The sequence below is a fragment of the Streptomyces sp. NPDC059003 genome (assembly GCF_042740445.1).
Lineage (GTDB): Bacteria > Actinomycetota > Actinomycetes > Streptomycetales > Streptomycetaceae > Streptomyces.
In genome coordinates, this window is record NZ_JBHYJH010000196.1 from 1 (window position 1) to 15,287 (window position 15,287).

2 protein-coding genes are annotated in these 15,287 nt (G+C 74.5%); both read left to right on the forward strand.

What is annotated here, in order from left to right; translation table 11 throughout:
* Nucleotides 1–27 precede the first annotated feature (27 nt).
* Entirely contained in the window at nucleotides 28–12,171 is a 12,144-nt protein-coding gene (locus ACFWZ5_RS39310) for a type I polyketide synthase (RefSeq protein ID WP_384892063.1), read from the forward strand.
* Nucleotides 12,172–12,227: 56 nt separating this feature from the next.
* A partial coding sequence (locus ACFWZ5_RS39315; protein ID WP_384892060.1) for a type I polyketide synthase occupies nucleotides 12,228–15,287 on the forward strand: 3,060 nt, incomplete at its 3' end.

Here is a 15,287-nt window from a genome sequence, read left to right on the forward strand (position 1 = left end):
GAGGTGGGTGCTCCGTCGTTGGAGCGGGTGGATGTGGTGCAGCCTGCGTCGTTCGCGGTGATGGTGTCGCTGGCGGCGCTGTGGCGGTCGTTGGGCGTGGAGCCGGCGGCGGTGGTGGGCCATTCGCAGGGCGAGATCGCGGCCGCATGTGTGGCGGGAGCGCTGTCGCTGGAGGACGCGGCGCGGGTGGTGTGCCTGCGCAGCCGGGCGATTGCGGCGGTGGCCGGACAGGGCGGCATGGCCTCGGTCAGTGCTCCGGTGGAACGGGTCGAGGAGCTGCTGGAGCGGTGGCCGGGCCGGCTGTGGGTGGCTGCGGTCAACAGCGCCTCGCAGGTGGTCGTCTCGGGCGAGGCGGACGCGGTCGGGGAGGCGGTGGCGGAGTACGAGCGGCTGGGGGTGCGGGCCCGGCGGATCGCGGTGGACTATGCCTCGCACTCGCCGGCGATGGACGTGCTGCAGGAGGATCTCGCTGCCGCCCTGGGGAGCATCGCCCCGCGCGCGGGTGAGGTGCCGTTGCTGTCCACGGTGACCGGTGAGTTCACGGACGGCTCGCAGATGGACGGCGGGTACTGGTTCACGAACCTGCGCTCCACGGTGCGGTTCGCCCAGGCGGTGGAGAAGCTGGCCGCCGAGGGGTACGGCACGTTCGTGGAGGTGTCCTCGCATGCGGTGACGACTGCCGCGGTGCAGGAGATCGTGGAGGCGGCCGACGGGGAGCCGGGGGTGGTGACCGGTTCGCTGCGGCGTGACGACGGCGGGCTTGACCGGTTCCTGCTGAGTGCGGCCGAGCTGTGGGTGCGCGGTGTCGACGTCGACTGGACGGCCCTGTTCCAGGAAGCCCGCCCCCACACCGTCGACCTGCCCACCTACCCCTTCCAACGCCGGTCATACTGGCCCGACTACCGCCCCTGGGCGACCCCGGCGGAACAGGACGGCACCGCCGACGGCGCGTTCTGGTCGGCCGTGGAGCGGGCAGACACCGACGCGCTGGCCGACACGCTGGGCACCGACGCCGCCGTACTCGACCCGCTGCTGCCCGTGCTGGCCGACTGGCGCAAAAAGCAACGCGAGCAGGACACCACCGACACCTGGCGCTACGAAGTGACATGGCGCCCCTGGCGCACCGGCGACGAACCACCCGCCCTGACCGGGACGTGGCTGGTCGTCCAATCCGCCGCCGCACCGGACACGGAACTGGCCGGCGCGGTCGCCGACGCCCTCGGCGCACACGGAGCCGACGTGCGCACGCTCGTGCTCCCCGACGACCTCGGCGACCGCCGGGCCATCGCCGACCGGCTGCGTGAGGCCGCACCACAGCCCACCGGCGTGCTGTCGCTGCTCGCCTTCGACGAGCGGCCGCACCCCGGCCTGCCCGCCGTGCCGTCCGGGCTCGCGGCCACCGTCGCCCTGGTGCAGGCCCTCGGCGACGCCTCGTATACCGCCCCCGTGTGGATGGCCACCCGGGGCGCTGTCAGCATCGGGCCGTCGGACCCGCTGCGCAGCGTCGCCCAAGCGGCGCTGCGGGGGCTCGGCCGGGTCGTCGCACTGGAACACCCGGACCGCTGGGGCGGACTGCTCGACCTGCCCGAACTCCTCGACGCGCGCGGCGCGCAGCGGCTCGCCGCCGCGCTGGCCGACGGCACCGAGGACCAGATCGCGCTGCGCGCGTCCGGCTGCTTCGTCGCACGGCTCACGCACGCCGCACCCGGCGGCCGGCGCACCCGCCCCTGGCAGCCGCACGGCACCGCACTGATCACCGGCGGCACCGGCGGCATCGGCGCGGAACTCGCCCGGTGGCTCGCGGCGGAGGGCATCGACCACCTCATGCTGACCAGCCGCCGCGGCGCCGACGCGCCCGGAGCGGCGGAACTGCGCGCCGAGCTGACCGCGCAGGGCGTCGACGTCACCGTCGCCGCCTGCGACGTCGCCGACCGCGCGGCCCTCGCCGAGGTGCTCGGCCAGGTGCCGGAGGAACACCCGCTCACCGTGGTGGTGCACGCCGCGGGCGTCGGCGAGTACGCGCCACTGGCCGACCACGAGCCGGCGCACCTCGCCGACATCATGGCGGCGAAGACGCTCGGCGCCGCGCACCTCGACGACCTGCTCGGGGACCAGCCTCTCGACGCGTTCGTGCTGTTCTCCTCCGGCGCCGGCGTGTGGGGCAGCGGGAACCAGTCGACCTATGCGGCGGCCAACGCCTACCTCGACGCACTCGCGCAGCTCAGGCGCTCCCGCGGACGCGTGGCCACCTCGGTGGCCTGGGGCGCCTGGGGCGGCACCGGCATGGCGTCCGACGCGGGCACGGCCCGCCACCTGGGCGCCCAGGGCATCCGCCCGATGCGGCCCGCGCTGGCCCTCACCGCGCTGCGCGGCGCCGTCGAGCGCGACGAGACGGCCACCGTGCTCGCCGACGTGGACTGGCAGCGGTTCGCCCCGGCCTTCGCGGCGGCGCGCCCCCGGCCCCTGCTCGACGACCTGCCCGAGGCCGGCGAGGCACTCGCGGCCGCACCCGCCGACACCGGGCAGGGCTCGGCCGGCGACGACCTGCGCCGCCGACTGGCCGGCCGCACACCGGCGGAGCAGCAGCGGGAACTGCTGGACCTCGTCCGCGCACACGCCGCGGCGGTCCTCGGCCACCAGGGCGGCGACGCCGTCGAACAGGGACGCGCCTTCCGCGACCTCGGTTTCGACTCGCTCACCGCGGTCGAACTGCGCAACCGGCTGAGCGCGGCGACCGGCCTGCGGCTGCCCAGCACGCTGGTCTTCGACCACGCCCGGCCGCGGCTGCTGGCAGCCTTCCTCCACACGGAGCTCTGCGGTGACGAGAACGCCGCGCAGGACACCGCCGCGACGGGCGGCGCGACCACCGACGAGCCGATCGCCATCGTCGGCATGAGCTGCCGCTTCCCCGGCGGTGCGCACTCGCCCGAGGAGTTCTGGACGCTGCTCGCCGACGGCACCGACGCGCTGTCGCCGCTGCCGTCCGACCGCGACTGGCCATCCGTCGTCGGCGGCGTCCGCGAGGGCGGATTCGTCTACGACGCGATCGAGTTCGACGCGGGCTTCTTCGAGATGAGCCCGCGGGAGGCCCTGGCGACCGACCCGCAGCAGCGGTTGCTGCTCGAGGCGTCCTGGACGGCCTTCGAAAACGCCGGCATCGACCCGTCCGCCATGCGCGGCACCCGCACGGGCGTGTTCATCGGCTGCAACAGCATGGGGTACGCGTCCGGCCTCACGTCCGTCCCCGAAGAGGTCCAGGGCCACCTGCTGATCGGCAACGCCACCGCCGTGGTCTCCGGCCGCGTCGCCTACAGCCTCGGCCTGGAGGGCCCGGCGGTGACCCTCGACACGGCCTGCTCGTCGTCCCTGGTGGCGCTGCACCTCGCCGCCCAGTCGCTGCGTTCCGGCGAGTCCACGATGGCCCTCGCTGGCGGGGTGGCGGTCCTGGTCACGCCGGACAGCTTCACCGAGTTCAGCCGTCAGGGCGGACTGGCCGCCGACGGCCGCTGCAAGGCGTTCTCCGACGACGCCGACGGCACCGGCTGGGGCGAGGGCGTGGGCGTGCTCGTCCTGGAGCGCCTCTCGGACGCGCGCCGCAACGGGCACCCCGTCCTTGCCGTGATCCGCGGCACCGCCGTCAACCAGGACGGTGCCTCCAACGGCCTCAGCGCGCCCAGCGGCCCCGCCCAGCAGCGCGTCATCCGCCAGGCGCTGGCGAACGCCGGCCTCACCGCCTCCGACGTGGACGCGGTGGAAGCGCACGGCACCGGCACCACGCTGGGCGACCCCGTCGAGGCCCACGCCCTGCTGGCGACCTACGGGCAGGACCGGCCGGCCGACCGGCCGGCCTGGCTGGGCTCGGTGAAGTCGAACATCGGGCACACGCAGGCCGCCGCGGGTGTCGCGGGCGTCATCAAGATGGTGCTCGCCCTGCGGCACGAAACGCTGCCGCGGACCCTGCACGCCGGCACCCGGTCATCGAAGATCGACTGGTCGTCGGGCGCGGTGGAGCTGCTGTCCGAGGCCCAGGCGTGGCCGCGCGGGGAGCGGCCGCGCCGTGCGGGCGTCTCCGCCTTCGGCATCAGCGGCACGAACGCGCACGCCATCCTGGAGGAGGCCCCCGCGCTGCCCGCAGGGCAGGCCGGCACCCCCGAGGCCGGGACGCTCGCCGCCCGTGCCGTCGCCTTGCCGACGGTGCCGTGGGTGGTGTCGGCGAAGTCGCGCGACGCCCTGGCGGCGCAGGCCGAGCAGGTGGTGTCCCACACGGCGGGACTGGACCCGGTGGACGTGGCCATGTCGCTGGCGGCCACCCGGGCGCCACTGGAGCACCGAGCGGTGGTACTGGACACCGGGACGCAGGAACTGCGGGCCCGGCTGGCGACCCTGGCAGCCGGCGAGCCGGGCCCCGACGTGGTGTCGAGGACGGCCCGTGAGGGCCTGACGGGGTTTGTGTTCTCCGGCCAGGGCGGCCAACGGGCCGGTATGGGCCGGGAGCTGGCGGAAACCTTCCCGGTGTTCGCCGCCGCGCTGGACGAGGTGTGCGCGCACTTCGACCAGCTGCTGGACCGTCCGCTGCGGGAGGTGATGTTCACCGGCCCGGACGGGGTGCTGGACAACACCGGCTGGGCGCAGCCCGCGCTGTTCGCGCTCGAGGTGGCGCTGTTCCGGCTCCTGGAGTCGTGGGGCGTCACGCCCGACTACCTCGTCGGCCACTCGGTGGGCGAGTTCGCGGCCGCGCACGCGGCCGGGGCGCTGTCGCTGGCGGACGCCTGCCGACTGGTGGCCGCCCGCGCCCGGTTGATGGCCACGCTGCCCGAGGGCGGTGCGATGTGGGCGGTGCGGGCCACCGTCGACGAGGTCGCTCCGCTGCTGGTGGAGGGCGTGTCGGTGGCGGCGGTGAACGCCCCGGGCCAAGTGGTGCTCTCCGGCACGCGCGAGGCCGTCGAGGCGGTGGCCGCCGGGCTCACGGACCGCAAGGGACGGTGGCTGGAGACCAGCCACGCCTTCCACTCGGCGCTGATGGAACCCATGCTCCAGGAGTTCACCGAGGCCGCGCGGAACGTGGCCCACACACCCGTGCGCATCCCGGTCCTGTCGACATCGACCGGTGAGCCGGTGACCGAGTTCACCGCCTCGTACTGGGCGGACCAGGCGCGCGCCACCGTGCGCTTCGCCGACGCGATCACCCGCCTCACCTCCCTGGGCACCACCCGGTTCGTGGAACTCGGGCCGGACGGGAGCCTGCTCGGCGCCATCGGCGAGACCTGCGAGCACGCCCTCGCCGTCTCGCTGCTGCGCCGCGACAAGCCGGAACCGGTGACCGCCGTCGCCGCCCTGGCGCAGCTCTGGGTGGACGGCGCGGAGGCCGACTGGGCGGCCTTCTACGCCCCCACCGGCGCACAGGCCGTCGCCCTGCCCACGTACGCCTTCCAGCGCCGGCGCTACTGGCTCGGCGCCGGACCGTCCGGCGCCGACGACCACTGGCAGTACCAGGTCGCCTGGCGGCCGTTCACCCACCGCGACGGCCGGCTCTCCGGGACCTGGCTGCTGCTGGCGCCCGAGACCGACGACGAGGGCGTCACCGGCCTCACCGAAGCACTGCGGGCCCGCGGCGCCCGGCCCGAGCCGGTCGCCGTCGCCCCCGACACAGACCGTGCGCAGCTGGCGGAACTGCTCGGCGGGTACCCGGACGCGGCGGGCGTGATCTGCCTGCCCACGCTGTCGGCCGGGCCCGCTCAGGCACCGTCCGGCTGGGTCGCGGACGTGGTGCGGGCCCTCGGCGACGCCGCGGTCCCGGCACCCCTGTGGTGCGTCACCAGCGGTGCCGTGAGCGCCGGCGACAAGGACCCCGCGCCGGTGGCCGAGTTGGCCGCCGTGTGGGGCCTGGGCCGGGTGGCCGCGCTGGAGCACCCGGACCGCTGGCGCGGACTGGTCGACCTGCCCGCCGAGCCCACGGCGCGCGACGTCGCGCGGCTGGCCGGGCTGCTCGCCGCCGACCCGGACGAGGAGGAGGTCGCGATCCGGGCCACCGGGACGTTCGCGCGGCGCCTGGCGCGCGGCACCCGGACACCGGGCGGCGCGGGCGCCTGGCCGCTGGGCGGAACCGTCCTGGTCACCGGCGGTACCGGAGCCCTGGGCGGCCACGTCGCCCGGTGGCTCACCGACCACGGCGCCCAGCACCTCGTACTGGTCGGGCGGCGCGGTCCCCACGCGCCCGGCGCGGCCGAGCTGCACAAGGAGCTGACGGCCGCCGGCACACAGGTCACGATCGCGGCCTGCGACGTCGCGGACCGTGCCGCGCTCGCCGCACTGATCGACGGACTCGACGCCGACGGCGTCCACGTCGACGCGGTCGTGCACGCCGCCGGCGTGGTCGACGACGCCTTGCTGCACACGATGTCACGGCGGCAGCTTGCGGACGTCTGGGCGGCGAAGGCGACGGCCGCCGCGCACCTGCACGAGGTGCTGGGCGGGCGGAACCTCTCCGCGTTCGTACTGTTCTCCTCGCTGGCCGGCACCCTGGGCGCCGTGGGCCAGGCGGGCTACGCCGCGGCCAACGCCTACCTGGACGCGCTCGCCGAGACCCGGCACCGCGCGGGGCTGCCGGCCCTGTCGGTGGCGTGGGGCCCCTGGGCGGGCGGCGGCATGGCCGGCACCGACGACCTGGCGGAGCGGATGCGGCACACCGGGCTGGTCCCGATGGACGCCGCGCCCGCGCTGGCCGCGCTGGAGCGGGCGCTCGACGGCGCCCCGCCCTGCACGGTGATCTCCGACATCGACCGGGCGCGGATGACCGCCGCCCACCACGGCCCGTTCCTCGCGGAGCTGGCCGCGCCGGGAGCCACCGCCGCCGGGGCGGACCCGGCCGCGCCGGAGGCGTCGGACACGGCGCCCAGGCTCCGACGCGAAGTGCTGGCACTGCCGGCCGAGGCCCGCCACGCCGCGCTGCTGGACGCGGTGTGCGGCGAGGCCGCCGCAGTGCTCGGGCACGCGACCGGCGAACCGGTCGAGCCTCAGGCGGCGTTCTCCGCGCTCGGCTTCAACTCGCTGCTCGCCCTCGACCTGCGCAGCCGGCTGGGCACGCTCACCGGCCTCGCCCTGCCGGCCACCCTCGTCTACGACCACCCCAACGCCGACACGCTCACCCGCCACCTGCTCCAGGAACTGGGCGGTGACCAGGGGACGCCCGGCACGCACGACGACGGCCACCTGCCGGCACCCGCCGGGGCGCGGGCCGACGACGAGCCGATCGCCGTGGTCAGCATGAGCTGCCGCTTCCCCGGCGGGCTGAGGAGCCCCGAGGACCTGTGGCGGCTGCTCAGCGACGGGGCGGACGCGATGAGCCCCTTCCCCGAGGACCGCGGCTGGGACACCGCGTCCCTCTACCACCCCGACCCCGCCCACGAGGGCACCTCCTACGCGCGGGAGAGCGGCTTCCTCCAGGGCGTGGCGGACTTCGACGCCGACCTGTTCGGCATCAACCCGCGCGAGGCGCTCGCCATGGACCCCCAGCAGCGGCTGCTCCTCGAGTGCTCGTGGGAGGCGTTCGAACGGGCCGGCATCGACCCGAAATCGGTGCACGGCAGCCGGATCGGCGTGTTCGCCGGCACCAACGGCCAGGACTACCCCGCCGCCCTGTACAACTCCGACGAGAACGTCGCCGGCTACGTTGCCACCGGCAGCTCCGCCAGCGTGTTCTCCGGCCGGATCTCCTACACGTTCGGGCTCGAGGGCCCCGCCATGACCGTGGACACCGCCTGCTCCGCGTCCCTGGTGGCGCTGCACCTGGCCTGCCAGGCGCTGCGCGCCGGCGAGTGCAGCGCGGCGCTGGTCGGCGGCGCGTCGGTGATGAGCACCCCGGGCGCGCTGGTGGAGTTCAGCCAGCAGCGCGCGCTGTCACCGGACGGCCGCTGCAAGGCGTTCTCCGACAGCGCGGACGGCACCGGCTGGGGCGAGGGCGCCGGAGTCATCATGGTGGAACGGCTCTCCGACGCGCGCCGCAACGGGCACCCCGTCCTTGCCGTGATCCGCGGCACCGCCGTCAACCAGGACGGTGCCTCCAACGGCCTCAGCGCGCCCAGCGGCCCCGCCCAGCAGCGCGTCATCCGCCAGGCGCTGGCGAACGCCGGCCTCACCGCCTCCGACGTGGACGCGGTGGAAGCGCACGGCACCGGCACCACGCTGGGCGACCCCATCGAGGCGCAGGCACTGCTGGCCACCTATGGCCAGGACCGGCCCGATGACCAGCCGCTGTGGCTCGGCTCGGTCAAGTCGAACATCGGCCACACCCAGGCCGCCGCCGGCGTCGCCGGCGTCATCAAGACCGTCCTGGCGCTGCGGCACGCCACCCTGCCCAAGACCCTGCACGTGTCCGCCCCCACCTCGCACGTCGACTGGAACGGCGTGCAGGGCGGCGGCGTGCGGCTGCTCACCCAGGAGCGGGCCTGGCCCGACCTCGGCCGGCCGCGGCGCGCGGGCGTGTCGGCGTTCGGCGTCAGCGGCACCAACGCCCACGCGATCCTGGAGCAGGCTCCCGCACGGCCCGAAGAACCCGTCAACCACCCCCAGGAACCGGCGCCCCAGGCCCAGGACACCGCCCCGCGGTCCGCGCCGTTCTCCGGCGCGGTGCTGTGGACGCTGTCCGGCAAGACGCCGCAGGCACTCACGGCGCAGGCCACCCGGCTGCTGACCACCGTGACCGGCCCCCACGCCCCGTCCACCGCCGACGTGGCCTGGTCGCTGGTCACCTCGCGTGCCGCCCTCGACCGGCGTGCCGCCGTCATCGGCACCGGCCCCGACGAACTCGTCGCCGGCCTGACCGCCCTCGCCGACGGCCAGGAAGCCGCGGGCGTCGTCACCGCGGCGGCAGGCTCACCCGGCAGGACCGTGTTCGTCTTCCCCGGCCAGGGCGCGCAGTGGGCCGGCATGGCGACCGCGCTCGCGCAGGCCTCACCGGTGTTCGCCGCGAGGCTCGCCGAGTGCGAGGAGGCGCTCGCCGAGTTCGTGGACTGGTCGCTCGGCGACGTGCTGCGGGGCACGCCCGGCGCCCCGGGCTACGACCGCGTCGACGTCGTACAGCCCGTGCTGTTCGCGGTGATGGTCTCGCTCGCCGAGCTGTGGCAGTCCTGCGGGGTCCGCCCGCACGCCGTGATCGGGCACTCGCAAGGCGAGATCGCCGCCGCCTGCGTATCGGGAGCCCTCTCGCTGCGCGACGCCGCACGGGTCGTCGCACTGCGCAGCCGCGCCCTGACCGCGCTGGCCGGAAGCGGCGGCATGGTGTCCGTGACACTCGCCCCCGAACCGGCCGGCGACCTGGTCGCCGACTACGACGGCCGCCTGTCGATCGCCGCGGTCAACGGACCCGCCTCGGTGGTGGTCTCCGGCGACGTGGACGCCCTCGACGAACTGCTGGCCCGCTGCGCGGCGGACGGCATACGGGCCCGACGCATCCCCGTCGACTACGCCTCGCACAGCGCCCACGTCGACCGCATCCTGGACGACCTCCGCACGGCGCTGCGCCCGACCCGGCCACAGGCCCCCACCATCCCGATGCTGTCCACCGTCACCGGCGAGTGGATCGACGCCGGCGAACTGGACGCGGACTACTGGTTCCGCAACCTGCGCCGGCCGGTGATGCTCGACCCGGCGGTGCGCACCCTGGCCGGACAGGGCCACCGCAGCTTCCTGGAGATGAGCCCCCACCCGGTGCTGACGGTTGCGGTCCGGGAGACCGCCGACGACTGCGCCGAGCTCGCGATGACCTCCGGACGGATCTTCGTCGGCGGCTCGCTGCGCCGCGACGACGGCGGCCCGCGCCGCTTCGCGACCTCCCTCGCCGAGGCATACGTCTCGGGCCTGGAAGTCGACTGGGACGCGGTGTTCGCCGGCTCCGGGGCCACCCGGGTGGAACTGCCGACCTACCCCTTCCAGCACCGCCGCTACTGGCCCCGCCCCACCACGGCCACCGCGGCCCCGGCCGGCGCGGACCCGGTGGACGACGCCTTCTGGGCGGCCGTCGAACAGCAGGACGTCACCGGGCTCGCCGACACCCTCGGTATCGGCGCCACCGCCCTCACCGAGGTACTGCCCCACCTGTCCGCCTGGCGGCACACCCAGCGGGCGGCCGCCGAACTGGACGCCTGGCGCTACCGCGTCGTGTGGCGCCCGCTCGCCGAACAGCCGGCGCGGCTGTCCGGCACCTGGCTGCTGCTCACCCCCGAGGCCCCCGAGCCCCCCGAGGCACCCGACGCCCCCGGGACCGGCCACGCGGCCTGGTGCAGCGCGGTCGGCCAGGCGCTGGCCGCCCCCGGAGTGGACCTGGTGACGGTGGCCGTCGACCCGGCCACCGCCACCCGCGACTCGCTCGCCGAGCTGCTGCGCGAGCACGCACGGCCCGGCACACTGCACGGCGTCCTCTCACTGCTGGGCACCGACGGACGACCTCACCCGGCGCACCCGGCCGTACCCGCCGGTGCCGCGGCCACCATGCAGCTCGCCCAGGCGCTCGCCGACACCGACGGCGACGCACCGCTGTGGCTGCTGACCCGGGCCGCCGAACTGGCCACCTCCACCGACCGGCTCGCCGACAGCACACAACGCCAGATCTGGGGCATGGGCCGGGTCATCGCACTCGAACAGGCCGACCGCTGGGGCGGCCTGCTGGACCTGCCCGCGCAGTTCACCGAACCGGACGCCGAACGGCTCCGCCAGGCACTGGCCGGCAGCGGCGACGAGGACCAGATCGCGATCCGCCGACAGGGCGTCTTCGTACGGCGGCTGGTGCCCGCGCCGCTCGGCGACACCCCGCCGGTGCGACGCTTCCGGCCCCGGGACACCGCGCTGATCACCGGCGGAACCGGCGGCCTCGGCGCCCACATCGCCCGATGGCTGGCCGGAGCCGGCACCGAGCACCTGGTGCTCACCAGCCGCCGGGGCCCCGACGCACCCGGCGCCCAGGAGCTCCGCGAAGAACTGACCGCGCTCGGCGCCCGGGTGACCATCGCCGCCTGCGACGCGTCCGACCGCGCCGCCCTGGCCGCGCTGCTGGGCGACCTGCGCGACGACGGCCGGCGCATCCGCACCGTGGTGCACGCCGCCGGAGTCGTCCAGGCCACCCCGCTGACCGAGATGAGCCTCGCCGAGTGCGCCGGCGTCCTTGCCGCCAAGGTGCGGGGCGCGACCCACCTCGACGAACTCATCGACGAGTTCTTCGACGAGGCCGACCTGGACGCGTTCGTGCTGTTCTCGTCCAACGCCGGCGTCTGGGGCAGCGGCGGCCAGGCCGCCTACGCGGCCGCGAACGCCGCTCTCGACGCCCTCGCCCAGTCCCGCAGGGAACGCGGCCGCACCGCCACCTCGGTCGCCTGGGGCGCCTGGGGCGGCAGCGGCATGGCCGCCGACCCGGAGGCCGAGGAGCAGCTGCGCCGGCGCGGCGTCCTCACGATGCCGCCGGAGCGGGCCCTCGCCGCGCTGGGCCAGGCCCTGGAACACGACGAGACACTGCTCACCGTCGCCGACGTCGACTGGGCACGCTTCGCGGCCGGCTTCACCGCGGCCCGCCCCCGCCCGCTGCTCAACGAGGTGCCGGCCGTCCAGCAAGTGCTGGCCGACACCGGGCCCGGCCAGGCGGCACAGACCGGCTCGGAACCCGGTGAGCGGCTGCGTGCCATGCCGGCGGCCGAACGGGACGCGGCCCTGCTCGACCTGGTGCGCTCCGCCGTCGCGGCCGTCCTCGGCCATGCCGGCACCGATGCCATCGACATGAACCGGCCCTTCAAGGACCTCGGTTTCGACTCCCTGACCTCGGTCGAGCTGCGCAACAGGCTGACGTCCGCGACAGACCTGAGCCTGCCCGCGACGCTGGTCTTCGACCACCCGACGCCGCTGGACCTCACCGGTCGGCTGCGCGCCGGATTCGCCGGGGAGGAGCGCGAGCAACTGCCGCCGCACCAGGCAGTACTCCAGGAACTGGACAAGCTCGAAGCCGGAATTTCAGCTCTTTCCCCAGACCACGACCTGGAGGCCGTGCAGGCCCGGCTTCGCAGCCTACTGTCGGCGCTGGGGGACAGGCAGTCCACGGACGGCGACGTGCCCGTGACCCGCAAGCTGGAGACAGCGACCGACGACGAGCTGTTCGAATTCATCCACAGGGAGTTCGGCAAGTCTTCCTGAGCGGAAGCCGAAGCTACCGTCTCCCGTGGCGACGCCAACAGGAGACGGTCCGTAAAGTGAACGAGGACAAGCTTCGCGACTATCTCAAGTGGACGACGGCCGACCTTCACGAGACCCGCAAGCGGCTTCGTGAGGTGGAGGACGCGGCCCGGGAGCCCATCGCGATCGTGGCGATGGGCTGCCGGTTCCCCGGCGGCGTCCGCTCGTCGGACGATCTCTGGAGGCTCGTCGAGGACGGGGCCGACGCGATGTCCCCCATCCCGGCCGACCGCGGCTGGGACCTCACCCTGCCCGGCGTCGGAAACGACACCCTGGGCGGGTTCATGTCCGACGCCGCCGACTTCGACGCCGGACTGTTCGGCATCTCGCCGCGTGAGGCGCTGGCGATGGACCCGCAGCAGCGACTGCTCCTCGAAGTCGTCTGGGAGTCCCTGGAGCGCGCCGGCATCGCCCCCACATCGACCAAGGGCGAGAAGGTCGGCGTCTTCATGGGCGGCTCCCCGTCCCGCTACGACATGCTCCTGACCGCCGACGACGGTGTCGAAGGCTACGTCCTGACCGGCAGCGCGGGCAGCGCACTGTCGGGTCGGGTGTCGTATGCGCTGGGACTCGAAGGCCCGGCGGTGACGGTTGACACGGCCTGCTCGTCGTCGCTGGTCGCGCTCCACCTTGCCTGCCAGGCCCTGCGGTCGTCTGAATGCGGCCTTGCCCTGGCCGGCGGGGTGACGGTGATGTCGACGCCGGGTGCGTTTGTGGAGTTCGACAAGCAGGGCGGTCTGGCTGGCGATGGCCGCTGCAAGGCGTTCTCCGACGACGCCGACGGCACCGGCTGGGGCGAGGGCGTGGGTGTGCTCGTCCTGGAACGCCTGTCGGACGCCCGGCGCAATGGTCACCGGGTACTGGCGGTGGTGCGCGGCAGTGCGGTCAACCAGGACGGCGCGAGCAATGGGCTGACGGCGCCGAACGGTCCCTCGCAGCAGCGCGTCATCCAGCAGGCGCTGGCGAACGCACAGGTGTCGGCTGCGGACGTCGACGTGGTCGAGGCACACGGCACCGGCACCACGCTGGGCGACCCGATCGAGGCGCAGGCGCTGCTGGCCACCTACGGCCAGGAGCGGTCGGGGGACCGGCCGTTGTGGCTGGGTTCGGTGAAGTCGAACCTCGGGCACACGCAGGCGGCGGCGGGTGTCGCGGGTGTGATGAAGATGGTGCTGGCGATGCGGCATGGGCTGATGCCGAAGTCGCTGTACGCCGAGAGGCCGTCGTCGCATGTGGACTGGTCGTCGGGTGCGGTGGAGTTGCTGTCGCAGGCCCGTGAGTGGCCGCGCGGCGAGCAGCCGCGGCGGGCGGGCGTCTCCGCGTTCGGTGTCAGCGGCACCAACGCCCACGTGATCATCGAAGAGGCCCCGCTGCCCGAAGGGCGTGACGAGGACGGCCAGGCGGCACCGGAGGACGAGACCGCGACGGACGCGGCGGCGCCCGAGGTCCACCTGCCGGTGGTGCCGTGGCTGGTGTCCGCGAAGACGGCGTCGGGCGTCGCGGCCCAGGCCGGGCGGCTGCTGGCCGCGGTCGACGGCCTCGACGCGATGGACGTCGGCCTGTCCCTGGGAGCGACCCGGAGCAGCCTGGAACATCGCGCGGTCGTGCTGGGTGCGGACGCCGAGGAACTGCGTACGCAGCTTGCCGCTGTGGCGGCTGGTGAGCTGGTGCCGGGTGTGGCTCGCTCCGGCCTGACGGGGTTTGTGTTCTCCGGTCAGGGTGGTCAGCGTCTTGGTATGGGCCGGGAGTTGGCGGAGGTCTTCCCGGTGTTCGCGACCGCGTTGGACGAGGTGTGTGCGCACTTCGATCAGCTGTTGGACCGTCCGTTGCGGGAGGTGATGTTCACCGACGCCCGGGCGCTGGGGCAGACCGGCTGGGCGCAGCCCGCGCTGTTCGCGGTTGAGGTGGCGCTGTTCCGGCTGGTGGAGTCGTGGGGCGTGACGCCGGACTACCTCGTTGGTCATTCCGTCGGTGAGTTGGCGGCTGCGCATGTGTCGGGTGTGCTGTCGCTGGCCGATGCCTGCGAACTGGTGGCTGCCCGTGCCCGGTTGATGCAGGCGCTGCCCGAGGGTGGTGCGATGTGGGCGGTACGGGCCACTGTCGATGAGGTCGCTCCGCTGCTGGTGGAGGGTGTGTCGGTGGCGGCGGTGAACGCCCCGGGCCAGGTGGTGCTCTCCGGCACGCGCGAGGCCGTCGAGACGGTGGCCGCCGCCCTGCCCGACCACCAGGGCCGCTGGCTGGAGGTCAGCCACGCCTTCCACTCGGCGCTGATGGACCCGATGCTGTCGGGCTTCGGGGAAGCCGCGGCCGCAGTGTCGTACGGGCATCCGTCGATACCGATCGTCTCGACGCTCACGGGTGAGCTGACCGAGGAGTTCACCGCCTCGTACTGGGTGGACCAGGTCCGCGGCACGGTCGCCTTCGCCGACGCCGTCACCCGCCTCAAGTCCCTGGGCGTCACCCGCTTCGTGGAGCTGGGCCCGGACGCGAGCCTGGTCGGCGCCATCGAGGAGACCTACGGGGACGAGACGCTTGCGGTGTCGCTGCTGGGCCGCGACAAGCCCGAGCCGAACACCACGGTGACCGCCCTGACCCGACTGTGGGCGGGCGGCGGCAGCGTCGACTGGACGGCCTTCTACGCCCCGACCGGCGCCAGGACCGTCGACCTGCCGACCTACGCCTTCCAGCGCAGCCGCTACTGGCCGCAGCCCCGCCCAGCCGCGCAGGTCGCCGCCCACGGCGTGGACGCCGACCTGTGGAACGCCATCGAACACGGTGACGCGGACGCCCTCGCGGCCGAACTCGGAGTCGACCTCCAGTCGCCGCTGGGCGAAGTGCTGCCCGCACTGTCGGCCTGGCGCAGGCGGCACGAGGAGCGCGCGTCCCTCGACAAGCTGCGCTACCAGGTGTCCTGGACGCCCTTCGGCCTCGACCCGGCCGCGGTCGCCGTCACGGCCGGCGGCTGGCTGCTGGTGGAGTTGGCTGAGGTGGCTGATCCGTGGGCGGATGCGTTGGCGCAGGTGTTGGTCTCGCGTGGTGCTCGGGTGGAGCGGTTGCGGTTGGCTGCTGGTGATCTG